14 protein-coding genes are annotated in these 17,738 nt (G+C 55.4%); 5 read left to right on the forward strand and 9 right to left on the reverse strand.

Annotated features, from left to right (window positions below):
* Positions 1–103 precede the first annotated feature (103 nt).
* The 6 genes from M5D89_RS09675 to M5D89_RS09700 form a co-directional block, all read right to left on the reverse strand.
* The gene (locus M5D89_RS09675) at positions 104–1,771 is read right to left on the reverse strand and encodes an RNA-binding domain-containing protein (RefSeq protein ID WP_248885597.1); all 1,668 of its coding nucleotides are present in this window, start codon (positions 1,769–1,771) and stop codon (positions 104–106) included.
* Positions 1,772–1,781: 10 nt separating this feature from the next.
* On the reverse strand, positions 1,782–3,770 hold the full coding sequence (locus M5D89_RS09680; protein WP_248885598.1) for a site-specific DNA-methyltransferase: 1,989 nt from the start codon (positions 3,768–3,770) through the stop codon (positions 1,782–1,784).
* A 38-nt stretch (positions 3,771–3,808) separates the two neighbouring features.
* Entirely contained in the window at positions 3,809–4,495 is a 687-nt protein-coding gene (locus M5D89_RS09685) for a DUF4391 domain-containing protein (RefSeq protein WP_248885599.1), read from the reverse strand.
* Positions 4,492–7,773: a helicase-related protein gene (locus M5D89_RS09690; RefSeq protein ID WP_248885600.1), complete on the reverse strand. Its 3,282-nt coding sequence runs from the start codon at positions 7,771–7,773 to the stop codon at positions 4,492–4,494. The genes M5D89_RS09685 and M5D89_RS09690 overlap by 4 nt, the downstream gene beginning before the upstream one ends.
* A 63-nt stretch (positions 7,774–7,836) precedes the next feature.
* Positions 7,837–8,136, reverse strand: a complete 300-nt coding sequence (locus M5D89_RS09695) for a HigA family addiction module antitoxin (RefSeq protein ID WP_248885602.1) — start codon at positions 8,134–8,136, stop codon at positions 7,837–7,839.
* Positions 8,136–8,387: a type II toxin-antitoxin system RelE/ParE family toxin gene (locus tag M5D89_RS09700; RefSeq protein WP_283103135.1), complete on the reverse strand. Its 252-nt coding sequence runs from the start codon at positions 8,385–8,387 to the stop codon at positions 8,136–8,138. The genes M5D89_RS09695 and M5D89_RS09700 overlap by 1 nt, the downstream gene beginning before the upstream one ends.
* A 230-nt stretch (positions 8,388–8,617) precedes the next feature.
* Between M5D89_RS09700 and mobF the strand changes: the two genes are divergently transcribed.
* The 4 genes from mobF to M5D89_RS09720 all read left to right on the forward strand — a co-directional run bounded on the left by mobF (position 8,618) and on the right by M5D89_RS09720 (position 13,772).
* Positions 8,618–11,479 (forward strand): MobF family relaxase, encoded by a 2,862-nt coding sequence (mobF, locus tag M5D89_RS09705; RefSeq protein ID WP_248885603.1) that lies wholly within the window; start codon positions 8,618–8,620, stop codon positions 11,477–11,479.
* Between the two features lie 471 nt (positions 11,480–11,950).
* The gene (locus M5D89_RS09710; protein WP_248885604.1) at positions 11,951–12,262 is read left to right on the forward strand and encodes a hypothetical protein; all 312 of its coding nucleotides are present in this window, start codon (positions 11,951–11,953) and stop codon (positions 12,260–12,262) included.
* A 10-nt stretch (positions 12,263–12,272) separates the two neighbouring features.
* Positions 12,273–12,989: a hypothetical protein gene (locus M5D89_RS09715; protein ID WP_225487371.1), complete on the forward strand. Its 717-nt coding sequence runs from the start codon at positions 12,273–12,275 to the stop codon at positions 12,987–12,989.
* 3 nt (positions 12,990–12,992) lie between these two features.
* On the forward strand, positions 12,993–13,772 hold the full coding sequence (locus M5D89_RS09720) for a hypothetical protein (protein ID WP_248885606.1): 780 nt from the start codon (positions 12,993–12,995) through the stop codon (positions 13,770–13,772).
* 762 nt (positions 13,773–14,534) lie between these two features.
* On the opposite strand, the gene M5D89_RS09730 is transcribed toward M5D89_RS09720, so the two are convergent.
* A complete protein-coding gene (locus M5D89_RS09730) occupies positions 14,535–15,032 on the reverse strand; it encodes a DsrE family protein (protein ID WP_201765144.1) in 498 nt (165 codons plus the stop codon).
* Positions 15,033–15,050: 18 nt separating this feature from the next.
* A complete protein-coding gene (locus M5D89_RS09735) occupies positions 15,051–16,412 on the reverse strand; it encodes a porin (protein ID WP_248885607.1) in 1,362 nt (453 codons plus the stop codon).
* Between the two features lie 185 nt (positions 16,413–16,597).
* Between M5D89_RS09735 and M5D89_RS09740 the strand changes: the two genes are divergently transcribed.
* Positions 16,598–17,077: a DUF302 domain-containing protein gene (locus M5D89_RS09740; protein WP_248885609.1), complete on the forward strand. Its 480-nt coding sequence runs from the start codon at positions 16,598–16,600 to the stop codon at positions 17,075–17,077.
* A 93-nt stretch (positions 17,078–17,170) separates the two neighbouring features.
* Here the strand turns inward: M5D89_RS09740 and M5D89_RS09745 are convergent, their stop codons facing one another.
* Positions 17,171–17,665 carry a DsrE family protein gene (locus M5D89_RS09745; RefSeq protein WP_248885610.1) on the reverse strand — a complete coding sequence of 165 codons (495 nt, stop codon included), beginning with the start codon at positions 17,663–17,665 and terminating at the stop codon, positions 17,171–17,173.
* Positions 17,666–17,738: the final 73 nt, after the last annotated feature.

The raw sequence follows: 17,738 nt of genomic DNA on the forward strand, positions 1-17,738 counted from the left end.
TGCATCTTCTCTGCACTGTCAGTTTTCAGAGAAGAACAACCAGTTGATTTACAAGAAGTTAATTTGGCGACGATTCCATAACCTCCGATTTCTTCTCTGCACATCATTCGCCCTTCTCTGCAAGCACCCACCGAGGGACATGGTCACTGCCCTGGTTCTCGATCAAACCCCGACGCCTCAATTTCGTGAGCAGATTACTGATCTTATTGACTTTTTGCTTCTCATCCAGCGCATCGCTGAGCTTGTCCAGCAGTAGCTTGTTGACCTCCACGCGACTCGCCTGCCCAAACTTTTCGAGGTAATCCGTCAACAGCTTGGCGTAGAACGCATCATCCTGTGCCCGTGTCCGGATGTAGTCCGCTTTCCTCGCCGTAACGATGGCTACGGCGGCCGACACATGGAAGTTGGGCTTGCGCCCCTCGATCAGTTGCATCCGTTTCAGACGAGCTGCGGCCTCATCGGGGATGGGCAGTTTCTTCTGCACCCGGTCCAGCGCCAGTACGTCGGCCAGCGGCAGGTCGGTTTTCTGGATTAACAGGCGGCTGTATGCCGGATCGACTACACCGCCGTAGACCGTCATCTTCACCACACCGGGTTCGCTCAGGTCGTAGTCGGGCAGCGGGAAATAACGCCGAGCCTGACCTTTGTAAATCTGGTGAATGCCGTAGCCCATCGTGTCGATCATGTTCAGCTCGGCCATTGCCTGGGCGAGGAACGGGTTTCGGTAGCGGCGCGGCGTCTTGTGCCCTTCGACGTATTCGTCAGGCAGACCCTCGAAGAAGCTGCCTTCATTCTCGAACAGCAACTTGTCCGGCAACTCGGTCACCAGAACACGGCCATTGCGTGTGTAGTCCTGATGGGCAATGCAGTTATGCAGCGCTTCCAGCACGATCTTCTGGTCGTACTTGGAGACCTCGACCAGGATCAGCTGATCCTGCGGCAAGATGCGCAACTGGATATTGCGGATGCGCTGGTACAAGCGCGTGGTGCTGAGCAAAAAAGGCGGGGCGAAGTGCTCGTAGGCGCGCTCCGCCCCCTCCAGCTTCCAGGTCAGTTGCGCGGGATGCGGCGACAGGTGAAAGGCCGCTTCGGCCTTGCCGAGCAAGAGTAAGGCGGCGCGTGTGACCTGCCCATTCTGGGTTAGCCGGGCGCGATCCAGAAAAGTCGCCAGCGGCCAGTTCGCCACCTCATCCGGTTTAAAACGATTGGCGTACTTCTGGGCGAAGGAATCGCGCGCCTTCTGTATGGCATCCGTATCCAGGTCTGCCAGGGTAGCGTCGGGCACCACCTGCGCTGTCCAGTCCTGCGCCAAGGTCTGGTGGCGTATTTCATCCTGCTTGTCCAGCCCCAGCGAAATCAGGCTTTCGCCTGCGCGGGCGTAGTAATGCCCCTTCCATGCGATCGGAATGCCTCTGGGCGCGGCGGGAACCTCAAACAACACCACGCGGCCATCCGCATGATGCAGCTCGTGTATGTCGCGAAAGGTCATGCGTGGCTCGGCGTTTTCGGCAATCTGCATCTTCAGCGATTGCAGGCGATCGGCTTGCGGTCGGTAGTCGCTGCCCACCACGGAGCGGGTCTTGTTGCTCACGCCGAACACCAGCCAGGCGGACTCAGCGCCGCGCAGGTTGGCTTCGTTTGCCAGCGCGGAGAAATACTTCCCGATGTCATCGGTGCTGTAGTCATTGTCCGCCTGTTTGAACTCGACCACCTCATTTTCCCAAGTGGCGATCAATTCCGACAGCAACTGAGCGAGCCTTGCCTGTTCCATCCCGCCCTCCTCAGATGGACTTCACTTCGGTGACGGGCGACAACAGCTTGAAAATCTGCTCCACGTTGATCTTGGTGGCGTCGTCCTTGAAGCCCGCATCGCGGAACACCACGCGCAGCGGTTGGCGCTTGGCCAGTTCTTTCACGAAGGCTTCGTCGATGCCACTGTGCGCGTCAAAGCAGGCGGCCAGTGCGTTGCCGTCGACAAAGAACACATCCTTGCCCTGAATGGACTGTTTGGTAATGGGCAGAGCCAGGTCGACGCCCCAATCCAGCATCACCTGGAACAGCAGGTCTTCCGGCGTGCGGTCGGGCTTGATGTTATCGACGAACAGTTCGAACTTGACCTTGTCGAACGCATCTGGGGCGTAGTAAACGTCGACCATGTTGGAGGTACCAAGTGTCAGGACACGAAAACCAAGGTCGACCGTTTCTTCTCGGGCCGCTTCAGATATGGCCCTTGCTGCCCGCCTGATCCTCTCCTTTGTCAGAGAAGGTATGACTTTTGGAAAATTCTGCTTTTCGCAGAAGATATACCCATCCTTCTGATTCTTATCATCGAATTTAAGAGGCTCCGCTAGCTGGATCAGTAGCCACCGTACATTTTCACCAAACTCGGAGTTGTAATCCATGACGCCGTGCGCAGTCGTTCCCGATCCCGCAAAAAAGTCCATAACCACTTCTCCGGACTTGACGCGCGATATTTCACATAGGTACTTAATCAACGATGATGGCTTAGCAAAGCTAAACGGCACGCCGAGCTCCTTTAGCTCATGGGAGCTGTTTTGATTTATATGATCCTCAATAAGACTATTTGGCTTGGCACTCGAATTGGCAATCACGTCACTCAAATAAGTCTTCGTGAATACGTTCCATAACACCGCATTGCCGTTTGAATCAACTAAATTAGAGGATCGAACTCTTTTAACGACAATCTTGTCCTTATTGTTGAGATACGTTTCTCGACTCCACCTCCACACCTTATCCGCACCCGTGACTGGAGCCACTCCTGCCCCATCCACCTTGGTTGCGGGAAAAGTGTTGCCGGGAGGAATTAGCAAAGTACCATCTGGGGCTTCTATGTAATATCGCTGATTGCTGCAACCTCGCATCGAGTCCAGGCTAGTCATGTACAGTCGAACAAGTTGATACTTTTCACCTTTCCGAGGACCATCCTCATCTGCATGCTTATAGGCACTTACATTGACACCGCCAAAGAACACCTCGCAGAATTCTTTGTTCTTTGCATATGTCAAAATGTAGTCAAAATTTGGCGACCAATAATCGCCTTGATTATTTGCCTTCTTTGATACTCGACATGCACATCCTAGAAAATTTTCCTCACCGAAGACTTCGTCGCACAACTTCTTTAGAGATGCTTGTTCATCGTCGCCGATTGATATAAAGATGAGCCCATTGTCTGACAGTAAGCTTCTCGCAAGTCTGAGCCTTGGATAAATCATGCTAAGCCAGTCAGAGTGAAACCTTCCGTTCGATTCATTGTTTGCAACCAGCTTATTCCCAGCATCATCTTGTTGAAAAGATCGAATAAAATATTCTTCCGCCGTCTCAACAAAACTGTCCTCATAGATGAAGTCGTTCCCCGTGTTGTAGGGGGGGTCGATGTAAATCATCTTGACCTTGCCTAGATAGGTTTCCTGCAAGAGCTTCAGCGCGTCGAGATTATCGCCCTCGATAAACAGGTTCTTCGTGGTATCAAAGTCCACGCTTTCATCGCGGCAGGGGCGCAGCGTCTTGGCAATCGGCGCGTTGGCTGTGAGCAAGGCTTCACGCTTACCTGGCCAGTTCAGGTGGTAGCGTTCCTGCGGCCCTTCCACAATCGACTCGGCCAACTCTTGCCGCAACTGGTCAAAATCCACGGCCATTTTCACGCTGCCGTCCTCGCCCTTGGCTTCGGTGACGCAGCCCGGAAACAGCTCACGAATGCGGGCGATGTTGTCCTGCGTGAGATTCGGCGAGTGCATTTTCAGTTTTTCCATATTCACTCCTCTGGTCACTGCATTTCCGATATCAGGGCTCAGCAGCTCAATTGTTCAAGTTCAGTTTTCAATTGCCGCAGGGCCGCGTTGATCTCAACCTTGCGCTTAAATTGCTTTTCCTTAGCCAGTCTCGCCTGGGTCTTTTCCACTTCGCGGCGCTTGGCTTCTGCCTGCTCGATGCGCACGACCCAGTCGGACAAGGACTCCTGTGAACGTATCGGGAGCGGCAACAGGCCTTGCAACAAGCCGATGTAGAGGTTAGCCATGTCGAGGGCTACCGGCATAGCCGTCCGGACAGTGCTGGCTGGCATCCAGTCGCTGTGGAAGTAGCTGGAGAGCACCCAGCAACGGGCGTCGGCTTCGCTCGGCCGCTTGTACGCGGCAATCACCTGTGTTCGGCCATCAAAGCTCAGCTCGAAGATGATGGGAAACTGCACCGCTCTATCGATGCAGCGCAAAACGTCCAGATTCAGCTCCGACGTCTTGAGCTGGATCGAGAAAATCTGGATTTCCGGCACACCGGACCGCGCTGGCAGGTTGATCGTTTCTGGGGCGAGCTTGTACTGCCAGACGATCTGCTCCACCTGCCGGGTGAACAAGTCCTTCAGCCTCGTATTGGCACCGCTGTGTTCGTAGATCTTGTTCTTTGGCAGGGTGCGGCCAAAGGCGGCTTGCTTGGGATAGGCGATCAGCGCTAGTTTTTGTGTGGACGCTCTTTGACTCATCCGGCCTCCTGAATCACAAGGAAGCTAATGAGTTCGAAGTCGTCCAGGCCGGCGATGGTGTTAACCAGCGCGGTGGTCTTGCCGCCGCTGAACAGGCTGTCCAAGTCCTTTTCTTCCTTTACCTCGATCATCGAACGGATGGATTTTCCCAACAGATCCGAGTACGGCTGCATCCGGCGGCCATCTGCGGTTTCCTGATTGAAGCGCTGGCACACCTCGACAATGGGTTTGTCTTGGCCCTTGCAGCAACTGCGCACCAGATCGAGCAGGCGCTTGACCTCGGTATGGTCGTGAATGACTTCACCCTCGCGGTTGATGTAGACGAGGTAGTAAGGGTGCAGGCGGTTGTGTTGGTTGACGTTCACGCCGGGATTGCGGTTGCGCAAGGTAAAGATCACGCCTGGGCGCAGGCCCAACTCCGGCTTGGCAGGCACCACGGCGTGCATCCCGTTGGGCAAATGGCTGAGCTCGCCGTGGGCTTTGACGTAGTTGAGCAAGTCCATGCGGAAGTCGTTCAGCCCCAGGTCAGTGATCGACACGCCAGTCTTCAAATCCTCCAGCTCGATCACTTCCTCCTGCAGGCGACGCAGTTGCTCCTTGCGGTAGGACACATCATTGGATTGGGCGCTCAGCACGTTGTCGTCGCCGGTGGCCGTGACGTCGGCAATCATCATCCGACTCTCAACCCGCTCCTTGAGGTTGATGTACTCGTCGAGCGAAATGTCGGGCCAGTAGTTGACCAGCTGGATACTGCTGTTGGGCGAGCCAATGCGATCTATCCGGCCAAAGCGCTGGATGATGCGCACTGGGTTCCAGTGGATGTCGTAGTTGATGAGGTAGTCGCAGTCCTGCAGGTTCTGGCCTTCGGAGATGCAATCAGTGCCGATCAGCAAGTCAATCTCTGCCGGTTCGTTCGGCAGCACGACGGCTTTCTCCTTCGAACGCGGCGAGAAGAGGGTGAGCAGTTCCTGGAAGTCGTAGCTCTTCTTGAGCGTGGACTGCGGCGCACCCTTGCCGGTGACCTTGGCCGTGTGGATGGCGAGCGTGGCCAGCAGCTCCGGCGCAAGGTTGGCGTACAGGTAATCAGCGGTGTCGGCAAAGGCCGTGAAGATCAGCACCTTCCTGTTGCCGGGGTTGATTGGGTTTGCAATCTTGCCAAGCAGTTGCACTTTGAGGTGCTGCAACTTGGCGTCGTCCTGCGGTGTGATCTTGTTCATTGAAGCCAGCAAGGCATCGATGACCTGTAAGTCCGCCTTCAGTTCGTGCTCCCAGGACGGCAAGTCCATGTCGGCGAGGCTGATCTTGATCTTGGCGCCTATTTTTTCAGACTCGTCGCTGTCCCCAATGGTGGACAGGTCGTCGTCGTCCGCGTCGAGGTTTTCCAACTGGTCGGTCAGATCATCAATGCTGGTGACGCTGCCGGTCTGATTGAACGTGCTGATCTTGGTCAGCGTATACGTGTGGTTCGCACGCAGGGACTGGAGCGTCAAGCGGAAAGACTCAATCGAGCTTTCTAGGCGCTTGAGCAGATTCGTTGTCATCAACGCCTGCAGGCTCTTTTCGCGGTCGGCTTGCTTGAGCTTGCCTTTGCCAGCGACCTGGGTGTCGTACATTTCCTCGTACTTCTTTAGCCGACTTGGCAGGATGTAGCTGATCGGGGCGTACACGGCGAGCTTGAGCAGGGACAGTTGCTCGAAGATCTCGTTGAAGCTCATCACGTCCGTTCGCTGCGTGAGCGGGCTGTGGAACGACAAAGGCTTGCGGCGCTCGGGGAATTGGCCGATGTCCTTGGTGTCGTAGAAGGTCTGAATATGCTTGCGCGAGCGTGCAATCGTGACGCTGTCGAGCAATTCGAAGAAGTCGAAGTCCAACGAGTCCAGGATGGCTCGCGCTGTGCGCTCTTCCGGTGGAAGCTTTGCCCATGCATTGAAGCTGGCCTGCGCACCACGGAAAATATCCTCTACCGTCTTGCCAGTGCGCAGCTTCTTGCTGAGGTTTTCTGAGTCGCCCTCGTAGGCCAGTGCCAGTTGGTTGCGCAAGTCGGTAAAGCGGTTGTTGACTGGCGTGGCCGACAACATCAGCACCTTGGTCTTGACCCCTTCCTGAATCACCTTGCGCATCAGCTTTTGGTAGCGGGTTTCCTTGTCCTTGTAGGCGTCGTTGTTGCGGAAGTTGTGCGACTCATCGATGACGACGAGGTCGTAGTTGCCCCAGTTGATGCGGTTCAGCGGTGTACCGAAGGACTCGCCGCTGATACGGGACAGATCCGTGTGGCAGAGGACGTCGTAGTTGAACCGGTCGCGGGCGAAGATGTTGGTCTTGAGGTTACGGTTGTAGTTCAGCCAGTTGTCCGCCAGCTTCTTGGGGCAGAGCACCAGCACAGATCGGTTTCGCAACTCGTAATACTTGATGACTGCCAGTGCGGTGAAGGTCTTGCCCAAGCCGACGCTGTCGGCAAGGATACAGCCGCTGTAGGTTTCCAGCTTGTTGATGATCCCGGTGGCAGCATCCTTCTGGTAGTTGAAGAGCTTGTTCCAGATCAGGGTGTCCTGGTAGCCGGTGCGGTCGTTGGGCAGGACGTCTTCGTCGATGTCGTCTAGGAACTCATTGAAAATGTTGTAGAGCATCAGGAAGTAGATGCTCTCGGGTGAGTTCTCTTGGTAAACCGAGGCGATGTGCTCACAAATCTGCGCTGTCACGTCCTCCAGCTTTTCGGGGTCATTCCAGATCTGATCGAACAGGCTCAGGTATGTAGCGGCAAAAGGTGCCTCATCCATCTTGTTGACGAGGTTGGACACCGCATTGCCTTGCTGGTACCCGAGATCGACAGCGGTGAACCCGTGCAGAGGCATGTAAGCCGTGTCGGTGCCACCAGCCTGCACACAGGCGAACTGCTGCATTGGCGCTTTGGTGCGGTTACTCTTGAATTTGGCCTTGCGCCGTATCCACTCGGCGCACTCCTTGGCCACCGCCCGCTGGGTGAGCTTGTTGCGCAGCTGGATTTCAAACTCGCTGCCGTAGAGGCTGCGTTCCCGGTCGAGCTTGGGGATGTGGAACTCCTTTCGCTCTTTGCGAATCTTGTCGGTGACCTCGTTGGCAACAAAGGTGGGCGAGGTGAAGATGAAGTCCAGCTCGTCGATCTTTTCCAGCTCGGCTTTCAGCGCCTCGAAGGCGTACATCGAAAAGCACGAGGCCGCGATCTTCAGGCGCGCGCCTGGCCGGAGGGTCTTCTTGAGATCATCGCCAAGCAACCGGCTGATGTTGTCGATCAGCTCCATTAGTTCTTCTTTGTCGAGGTACGATCTTTCAAGCATTCACCCATGATTTGTGGCAGCATCGAATCATTGGTCTACCGTCTTCAGATCCACTTTTTGGACCTTTTCCAGATTCACCCGCTGTCGCGCCTGCCACAAGTCAAAATGATCCTGCATGATCATCCAACTTTCCGCAGAGCGCCCTAGCGCCTTAGATAACCGTAGGGCCATCTCCGAGCTCACGCCGTTGCTACCATTGAGCACACGGGCCAAGGTAGAAGCCGATACCCCGAGTTTGGTCGCCAACTTCCGTCCGGTAATCCCATTCGGTTCTAGGTAGACTTCACGGATAAATTCGCCGGGGTGTGGGGGATTGTGCATTTCCATTAGTGGTAGTCCTCATAATCCAAGACATAGGCATGACCGTCCTGAAAATCGAAGGTCAACCGCCAATTCGCGTTGACCCGAATCGACCAGCGCCCCTTCTCCGTACCTTGGGCAGGATGCAGGCGAAATCCGGGGATGTCCATGTCGCCGATCGACTGTTCAGTATCCAAGGCCGCAAGTAGCGTGCGGAGCCGCTTGGCGTGCTGTGCTTGGATGCCGGCGAGAGAGCCCGACGCATAGAACGCCTCCAGCCCCTTGTGGCGGAACGATCAAATCATGGCTTGGAGTATACGGTGATGCGCTGTCCGCAACAAGGCGGGAAGTGTGTACCAGGGTACCCGTCAGGGGAAACCTCTCGCCCGCCATGAGGGGAGGAATATTTTGACGTTTTCGTGCCCGAGACCCGCCACTGCCAACACGCCCATCTTTGTTGACACCACGCCAGCTATACACAGGAAACATGGATTAGTTGGGGTGGATAATGATTCGGGTCAAACCTATCAAGAGCCGTGGCGGTGCGGCAGGGGTTGCGAACTATCTGCGCAATGAACGCCCGAGCGAGTCGGCAGAACAGGCGGTTGGTTATTATAGCGAGCGTGGTGGGGCGCCCTCCTTTTGGGCGGGCCGCGGTGCGGAAGCCCTGGGTCTGTCTGGAGCCGTGGATGCCGACCAGTTCCAGGCGCTACTGGAAGGCAAGCTGCCGGATGGAACGGATTTGGCGGGCCGGCACCAAAATCGTCGCATGGGCGACGGGTACGTCATCAGTGCTCCCAAATCGGTATCCATGATGGCCTGCGAGGATGAGCGCTGGAAAGTATGGCACGACGAGGGGGTCAAGGCCGCAGTTGAGTTTCTGCAGGAACGCATGGTCTATGCTCGTCTTGGCAAGGGCGGCAGGGTATCGGAGTACAACGGGGACATCATCGCCGCCGTGCACCGGCATGAGGATGCCCGTCCAGTCGATGGGCTCGTGGATATGGACCTGCATAGCCATGTGACGGTGCTCAACGCCATGCGACGGTCCGATGGGCAGTGGACCAGCATCAATAACGACCAAGGCGTCGATTGCGAACTCCAGAAAGAGGCCGATGCCATTTATCTGGCCACCATGGCCCGATTGGCCGTGGAGCACGGCTATGAACTGGAGCAAAGCGCCACCGGTTTTGAAGTGGCGGGTATCACTCGAGACCAGATCGAGGCATTCAGTCGGCGGCGGGGGCAAATCCAGGCGGACCTAACCGACAAGGGCGGCATCGAGGGCGCCAGCGTCGCGCAACGCGACGCGGCCTGGTCTGCCACCCGCGCCGAGAAACGACAACTGAGCCAAGCGGAGCAACGTTGGGAGTGGCGGCAACGGCTGCGGGAGGCCAAGGTCCCCACCCACAACCTATTGGTGAGGAGCATGGAGCGAGCCAAGCAGCCTAACAGGCCTCACCCAGACAGGGCAGCAATAGCTGTGCGACAGGCGCTGGATCATTGCAGTGAACGCGATACGGTCTTTTCGGCGTCGGCCGTCCGAGCCGAGGCTCTGCGCCAGGGCATGGCGGAAGGTATTCCAATCGAGGCCATCGACGCTGCCCTGCACGCGACCCCAGAACTGCTGGATGGCGGAGCAGTGGATCGGGACGGAACCAACAAGATGCGCAAGATGCACACCACCACGCTGGCCGTCGAGGAAGAGCTGGCGATCCAGGCTATTGCTGCCCAGGGCCAGGTCCAAGCCCTGCAACCCCCGGAAGCCGTATCAGCGCTACTGGAGCAAAGACAGAACGCGCAAGGCTGGAACTATTCCGATGGGCAGGTCGAGGCCATACGGATGGCCCTCACCGGCAGGGAACCACATCAGGGAATCGTGGGTGCAGCGGGCGCTGGAAAAACCACCAGCATGGCCGTCATCGTGGAACAGTACCGACAGGCTGGATACGAGGTAATCGGGCTTGCCCCCTCGGCCAAAGCAGCGGCAGAGCTGCAATCCGCAGGCTGTACCACGCAGACCCTGGAATCGTTCCTGCGCAGCAAGCCGGCAGAGACCCCCGGCAAGACCCTCTACATCCTGGATGAAGCGGGCATGGTATCCCGCCAGGACCTGCTGCGATTTTATCGGCGTGCCGAACAGGATGGGGCACGGACACTGGCCGTGGGCGACCCCAAGCAATTACAAGCCGTGCAGGCCGGCAATCCCTTCGAACAACTGTTACAGCGTAACGACTTCCGTCAGACCAGTATCTCCAAGATCAACCGCCAGGAAAATAAGGCGCTATTGGCCATTGCCGAAGCCTTCGCCAGGGGGGACGCAGAGGAAGGATTGCGATTTGCCGGCCACTATACGCGGGAGATTCCCCTGCCCGATCCCGTACTGGGTCAAAAGCAGCTCGACAAAGCCATCAAACAGGAGCTACTGGCGAGAGCCGCTGCCGAATCCTACCTTCGGCTGTCTCCCGAGGACCGAGGGCAAACCCTAGTCCTCGCGGCCAGCAATGGCACCAGACAAGTCGCCAATGCTGAGATACGCAAGGGCCTCATCGATCGTGGCGAGCTGGGCCAAGACGCCATCGTGATCACCGCACTCGACAAGGTCAGCCTGAGTGCAACCCACCAGGGGCAGGCAGCCTTCTATCAGCCAGGGCAAGTGGTGGAGCTTGGCCGAGAGGAGCAAGGTGTTGGCGATCGCGGCACGCGCTGGAAGATTGTGGGAACCGAAAAGGGAAAGCTGCAAGTCGTCCCACTTCTCGACACGGGAAAAGCGCCGGTGAACCTCACGCCCTCACAAAAACTGCAGCTATACAATGTGCGCCAAATGGAATTGCGCCAGGGGGACAAGGTCCTGTTCCGAAAGAATGACAAGACTCGAGATATCGATCTACGCAACGGCGATGATGCCGTCATTGCAATAAAGGATGGAAAAGCGTTCGCCAACATGAGCGACGGCAGAACGGTGGAACTGAAAACTAGCGAAGTGATGGATTACGGGTACTGCCGAACCGTGCATGCCTCGCAGGGGGCGACGGTGGATCGTGCCATCGTCATTGCCGAAAAAACCAAGGCCGGTGCCAATCTCGGATACGTCGCTCTGAGCCGAGAAAAGCACCATCTGGAAATCATCACCGATAACAAAGAAAAGCTGGCAGAGAGTTGGGGCAAATACGTTCAGCAGGAATCTGCGCGGGATGCGGCAATGCGCGGTACCGCCCAGGCAGCCAGACAACAAAACCGCGAAGCCCTATCCTTCCAACGCGCACGTGCAGAGGAGAAACGTCGGCGCGAAACTCAGGAAAGGGAGCGATACAGCCGGATTATCGAACAAAAAGACGACCGAGGCCGAGGCCAGGGAATGACTCTCTAACTGCCACACCACGGATATGCCCAAACAAAAGCGAGCGCGAAGCGATCGCCAGTGCGAGGTCGTGGGACTCTGCACGTCGTGAAGCGCGGATTCAAGAAAGAGCGAACCCCGTCCTTCGGGCGCGTCGTGCAGCCAATACCAGCCCCCATGCCAAGGACGCTGGGCACAGGTATCGTCACAGCGGACCGGCGAGTTGCCTCGGCAGCACAAGCGCAAGCGGAGCGTACCCAACAGGGTGCGTTTGTGCGGATAAAAGCCTACCCGCAGGGTGGGCGTAAACCAACGTGCATATATGAAAGAGGCCCTAGGTACACGGCAAAGCGTGTGAATCAACGCCCTTTGTGAGGCATTCCCGTGCCACTCCGTGTCAACCCAAAGTCAAACCGTGTTTTGGGTTGACATTCCGCCAGCTATGGGTAGGCGGCGTAAATCTGGCACGGGGCACAGATGCCGCTTTCAGGAGGGTATGGCATGGCGCGAACGCTCACCGCAAAGGTGCTTCCCTACCTCGAAGCCATCGAGGCGGCGCACCGAGCCGGCGAATCGTGGAAGGATATTGGTGCATTGGTGGAAGCGGCTATAGACGTGCGTTTCGGGTCGCCCATTTGTTTTGCGAATGCGGTCCGACGGGCACGCAAAGGGGTGGACGATGGGCGCCTATGGGTCGAGCAACGGCCCTTGCCCGGCATGGCGGACAAGCCTGTGGGTCTATCGCCAATTCATAAAACACCGATATCACAGGAACCACGTAAATCACTTTCTGTTGATCTGGATAAACCGTAAAGGAGAGTTTATGAAACATCTGGTCATTAGCCATGGCGATAAAGGTGGCGTAGGGAAGAGTATATTTTCCATGCTGGCAGTCGAGTTCGGACTGTTCTCCGGGCGGAACGTTGCGCTTGTGGAGGGCGATACCAAAATCGGGGATGTGAAGGCACGCTATGAGAATGTGGTTTCCGTCTTGTCGGTAAATCTGGACAAAAGCGGCAAGGACGCCGAGAACGCGATAGCCACCCTGTTTAGCCACCTGGAAGCCCTGCAGAGTGATTTTGTGGTGATGAACCTGCCTGCCAATTCCCACAAGGCGATTGACGCCTATGCGGAGATTATCGCGCCCGTTGCGCACGAGTTGGGGTTGCAGATCTGTGTGGCGTGGATGATCGGGCGCGAGTCCAGCAGCGCGACCCTGGCGAACGAATCCGCCATCTGCCAGTTGGCGGATCGCAAAATGGCCGTGGTCAATCGCCACGAATCCGATTTTGACCGGGATTACTATTGGTTCACGGTTCCGCAGTATCGGGAAGAGTGGATCGCATCGGGTGGTTTGACCGGAGAAATCCCTGAACTCGCCTCGCGGGTCGGGGCAAGGGTGAAGGAATACCAGGGCCAGTCTTTTGCCTCGCTGACGGGTCCGGAAAGCCCGCTCTTCATTGTCGAGCGACAGATCATCAAGCACTGGCTGCAAAAATCTTGGCAAGGGTCGGTGATCCCCTTGCTGGAAGGGGAATGAATCATGCGCGATGAGACCCAGAAAGAGACGACGAACACGGAACCGATGTCCCAGGTACTGAAGGGGATCAGTGCGGAGGATCTTGGTGGATTCCTCGGCTGGTCAACGCGCTTTCGGATCGGCCCGGACGACCCGATGTGGGGCGCGGTACTGGCGACGAAGATCTCCTACCAGGCGGCGGCAGTGTCCATGGAGGCGGCGACCGATTTATCCACCCAGGTGGCGAAAATCCCGGAGGTCATCTACCGGGGCGCGAAACGAGCGGCCAACGAGGTGTCGGCAAGCATCGCGGGGCAATCTGACGCATTTATGACGCGACTCGAGGCAGGGGGTGGTAAGTTCGCCCGGAACTTTTATGCGGAGGTGGAGCCCCTCCTCGACCAGTCTATGAAGAAAGGCGGGGAAACCCTGGGAAAGGCCTTGCAGAGCGGCAGCCTCAAGCTGGAGAAAGCAGAGCAGGCGCTTGCGTCCCAGCTTTCGGGAGAGGCTGTGCAACGCTATATCCAAGGTGCAAAGCAGGAGGCGCTGGCCACCTTCACCGACGAGGCGAGGAAAGCTGCCCAGGCGGCTGTGCGAGCAGATCTCACCTGGTCATACGCAGCTACCGGGGCGGTGATTCTGGTGCTGATCCTGACCGGCTGGATCGCCAACGACATCTACCTGCATGCCACCGACCGGGTCACACCCGAACCCATCCAGCGGTACACCAATGGCAAGCGATATTGCCATCAGGCAGGGCCAGACTATGTGTGCGTGCTCACCAAGGCACCGCCGGGACCTTGAGGCTCCAGCATCACCTTCCATCCTCTTTAGCCTGGCAAGGTCGGTTGATTCTCTGCCGGGCCATTCGTATGATGAGAAACCAAGCACGAATGGTCCACGCCAAGTGTATACCTGCGACGATCGCCGGTAGCTGCGGGACATTGCAGACGCTGAAATCTTATACTAGGCTCAACACCCGAGAGTTCTTGAAGATGAGGATTGACGTGATCTCAAAGGACTGAAAAAGACTGAAAGCGGTCATTGGGAACATATGCCACAAGCGGTAGAGTACGGGGCGTGGGCGCTACTCGTCGGCAGTGCTCTGGCGGAGCTTGTATAGCGCCAAATTGTCTAGCACGCTTGGTCACCGGAGCAGATTGTCGGGAGATTGCGTATGGAGCACCCGGAAGACCCCAGTCAGCGGGTTTCACTCGAGGCTATATATCAAGCGCTGTGAAAGACCCTGACCTACGACTAAGGTAAGAAAATGCCGCGACACGAAGAGCTGTAGAAGCGTATCCTGCTGCGTGAGTATTTTGCTGACCCACATAGCCCCTGGCAGCGGCCCACTTACCTAATTGCCAATGGGCGTGCTGCGTCAGCACTGCCCGAAGGGTACAGATTTGGCGCTACACTCCCAGTAATACTTGACTATTGAAAATCTCTGGTTTCCTAACGCCAGCTAAAGTCTTGCCTAGAAATCAGCTCGTTAAATAGGCGTGTTGCGGCAAAATTGAAATCGACTTTCAATGCTCATATGCTCCCTGCCATCAGCCAATTTGGCTAGGGTTTTACGTAGTCAAATCCATGGCTCTCTAATTGCATAATTCTGACTATGCCAGCAGGGACAATAACCGCAGAAGGAACCAACTTTGGCATATGCCCTAACTTCTTTTTAAACTGGAGCATGGTGTTGTGGCATGCATCAAATTCAACGCCTTCTGCATTCAATGCCGCTATTCTTTGTTTCATCGGGCTGTTCGCCAGCAAGAATTTCAGACCGGGCCCGAATGCGACTATCACTACTTGGACTTTTTCTTGCCCGAAATAGTTTAAAATATTCTGGCTGGTATTCAGAGCCAAGTTCCATCGCGCCGGGTTATCCTGACTGATTTGTACCACTAGCTTTCTGTTCGCAAACGGGTGATCGTGAACGAAAGCGGGATGATCGAAATGAAAATCATGTAGCATTGAAACATTGGCTACCGCCAATGTTGTTCCGAAGATAATGAACAACATCCCCAGAAACAGTTTATTCACTGCGTGTTTTAGAAACATCATTAGGTTGGCCTCCTCGCCTCAAAAACTGATCATCGCCTGCATGGCAAACTCATTGTCGGTTGCAGCGCTAACGGCTGCGCCGGGGCTGTTTGGTGCCACCCCTGGGGCCTTGAGCGTGCGGAAATAGTATCCCGCCATCAATTTTGTGAACGGTGTGAAGTGGTACTGCAGGGCAAGAGCCCAGGTCTTGAAAATTCGCTCCTGACCCGCTGCCTCTAAGTTGGGGAGACGATTGTAATAGTCATAGCGAACATCCGCCTCAATCCGTTTGGTGAGGAAAAGCCCTCCCTCGATATAATATCCGTTGGCAGTGTTGTTAATGTTCGTATACAACTGATCATTGTACAGTGCTGGCTGCAAGCCGAGTGCTTGACTGAAGGCGGCAGGCGCAGAGATCCATCCATTACCTCGCATATACTCGAATTTCAGCCTGCGACCCCATTGGTGCATGTAGCCTTGCAGGTACTGAAATCCAGCCCCCTCCCGCTGCATGGTATATGCGTGGCCAAGATAGTCCGGCTGTGCGTTCTGGTACCAAACCCAAGCGGTGACATCACTGCGGAACGGGCCGTGCCCACCGAAGATATATGATCCCTGAAGTCGGGCTGCATACAGGGGACTATTGGAGAGATTCCCCGCCGCTACGCTTCCATACATGCCGACCATGGCCCCGTAAGCGACCTGCCAGTGTCCCCATGTCTTCCAGTCAAAAAGCTGAATACCTGGGTACCGGAACGCGTTGACTCCGAGGGCTTCAGAAGAGGGGACAAGCACAGATCCACTGGGACCTGTTGCATAGGGCGATGACGGACTCGCCTCATAAAATGGTTGCAGCATTAGCTGATTGATGACTGTGGGGAAAACCACATAGTTGTAGCTCATGTACCCATTCATGGCATCTTCCGCACTCGGTGCGCGGATTATTCCTGCTTCAATGCGCACCCCGGGAACGTAGCCACTGAACGTGAAACGACCATCTTGCAGTTGTGGAGTATACTGCCCCCTGACCATAGTAGCGGCATTATTCCCAAATTCACCCGCAAAAAAGTAAGAAATATGTGGATTGATCCACCCTCGGATCATTAAACGAGCACGCTGGATAATACCCGTAGTGCTATTTGAAAAATTCGGCCCCACCAAATTGTCATGGGGTACAGCGGAAATATATCGTTTCAGAGCTGGATTATAGATCTCTGCCGGCGTTCCCGCCATCGCGAAAACATCTGGTTCGATAAACCCAGAAATCAGAGGAACATTCTTGGTGTTGGTATCCTGAATTTTAAACCAGTTTGCTGCCGACGCTGTTGTGAAGCATATGCCAATCGAACTTACCGCCAGAGCGATAGCGAGTCGACGTTTTGCCGCGACGGGACCATTCATTGTTCCACTCCTTTGGACTTGTGTTAATTGGTTGTTCGTGTAAGCATTATTCGTGCCGCTTTGAAAATATTGACAACCATCCTCAGAGTGGCGCGAAATGGCGCAGCTAGGCCTTGTACTAATGTCCGACAAGGAACAGCGCAATCTGTTTTTATTATGATTTACTTATTTTTAGGAGATGTGAAATGAGAAGCTCTGTAACAATTCTTGCAGGTATCACAGCCGCCATATTCATGACGTCTGTAGCCGGCGCGACCGACCTGTATGTTGAGACCATTTCGGCACCAATCAATCAAGTCGCCCCAGAGCTGGCGCGCGCCTTGGCTGCACACCACTTCAAGGTCGTGATGCATCTGGACATATTGAAGCGAATCGAAGCGAAAGAAATGCAGTTGCATATCCCTCACCTGAATAAGGGTCAGTTCACCGATGTACAGGCTTTTGTATTTTGCAACCCAATGTTTTTTAGTCAGTTACTCAACAGTGACTGGAAGTCCGCTTCGCTCTGCCCCTTGAATCTAACAGTGTACGGAAAGGGTATGTCTACCACGATCGTGTATCCTGAGCGCATCGCGTATGTTCAGAAGACTCCCGCCAATAGGACAGCACAGCGTATCGACTCCGCAGTTATCGCAGCTCTGAAAAGTATTCCCAAAGCAAACTGATCCTCACAACGAAACGCTCTTACTCTTGGCGCCAGGGTTGACATCAGGGCGCCAGGATGATGAGCGTTAGGCACAGCGTGGGATATTGAGCCATCAATACACGGGAACCAAGGCGTATCCTCGCTGCTGGTAAGCAATCACCGAGATGAAGCCACTCTCGACAGGCTGTACAGTTGGTATCAACGCAGAGGGATGAACATCCATGCCATGGAGAGCAACACCGCAGGCCTGGAAGCGGATACCTTCCTTGGTGAGCATACCAATCTCATGCTCGATAGTTGCAACAGCTCGTTCCTCGGTATACGGGATTCCCCTACGGTTTTTTGTCAAGAAGGCAACGTCTGGTCCAATAAAGACCACGATGAAATGTGGCGTTACCTTCTGTTGTAGAAGCTGTTTACGGGTTAGGCCGATAACTTTTACCAAGTGGGCAACAGCATTGGGATTTTTGATGTTAACCAGAAACACCGCCTTGGCTAAATGAAGACCAGAAAGTGCCTGTGCATCGGATAGGGTGTTACCCTGACTGATGCAGGAAAAGAGGCCTGACGATATAATCAAAATAATTGCTAATATTCTGAAGTTCATGTCGTTTCCTCTCCAAGTTAAAAGTCAGCCTGCCATCCACGAAGCAAAATCAGTACCGACGTCTTTGCGCCCC

This window comes from Acidithiobacillus acidisediminis (assembly GCF_023277115.1).
In the GTDB taxonomy this organism is placed as follows: domain Bacteria; phylum Pseudomonadota; class Gammaproteobacteria; order Acidithiobacillales; family Acidithiobacillaceae; genus Igneacidithiobacillus; species Igneacidithiobacillus acidisediminis.

What these genes read in the sequence shown, in the direction of transcription:
- M5D89_RS09675 (WP_248885597.1), bottom strand. Translation starts at nt 1,771, where the DNA reads ATGGAACAGGCAAGGCTCGCTCAGTTGCTGTCGGAATTGATCGCCACT.
- M5D89_RS09680 (WP_248885598.1), bottom strand. Translation starts at nt 3,770, where the DNA reads ATGGAAAAACTGAAAATGCACTCGCCGAATCTCACGCAGGACAACATC.
- M5D89_RS09685 (WP_248885599.1), bottom strand. Translation starts at nt 4,495, where the DNA reads ATGAGTCAAAGAGCGTCCACACAAAAACTAGCGCTGATCGCCTATCCC.
- M5D89_RS09690 (WP_248885600.1), bottom strand. Translation starts at nt 7,773, where the DNA reads ATGGAGCTGATCGACAACATCAGCCGGTTGCTTGGCGATGATCTCAAG.
- M5D89_RS09695 (WP_248885602.1), bottom strand. Translation starts at nt 8,136, where the DNA reads ATGGAAATGCACAATCCCCCACACCCCGGCGAATTTATCCGTGAAGTC.
- mobF (WP_248885603.1), top strand. Translation starts at nt 8,618, where the DNA reads ATGATTCGGGTCAAACCTATCAAGAGCCGTGGCGGTGCGGCAGGGGTT.
- M5D89_RS09710 (WP_248885604.1), top strand. Translation starts at nt 11,951, where the DNA reads ATGGCGCGAACGCTCACCGCAAAGGTGCTTCCCTACCTCGAAGCCATC.
- M5D89_RS09715 (WP_225487371.1), top strand. Translation starts at nt 12,273, where the DNA reads ATGAAACATCTGGTCATTAGCCATGGCGATAAAGGTGGCGTAGGGAAG.
- M5D89_RS09720 (WP_248885606.1), top strand. Translation starts at nt 12,993, where the DNA reads ATGCGCGATGAGACCCAGAAAGAGACGACGAACACGGAACCGATGTCC.
- M5D89_RS09730 (WP_201765144.1), bottom strand. Translation starts at nt 15,032, where the DNA reads ATGATGTTTCTAAAACACGCAGTGAATAAACTGTTTCTGGGGATGTTG.
- M5D89_RS09735 (WP_248885607.1), bottom strand. Translation starts at nt 16,412, where the DNA reads ATGAATGGTCCCGTCGCGGCAAAACGTCGACTCGCTATCGCTCTGGCG.
- M5D89_RS09740 (WP_248885609.1), top strand. Translation starts at nt 16,598, where the DNA reads ATGAGAAGCTCTGTAACAATTCTTGCAGGTATCACAGCCGCCATATTC.
- M5D89_RS09745 (WP_248885610.1), bottom strand. Translation starts at nt 17,665, where the DNA reads ATGAACTTCAGAATATTAGCAATTATTTTGATTATATCGTCAGGCCTC.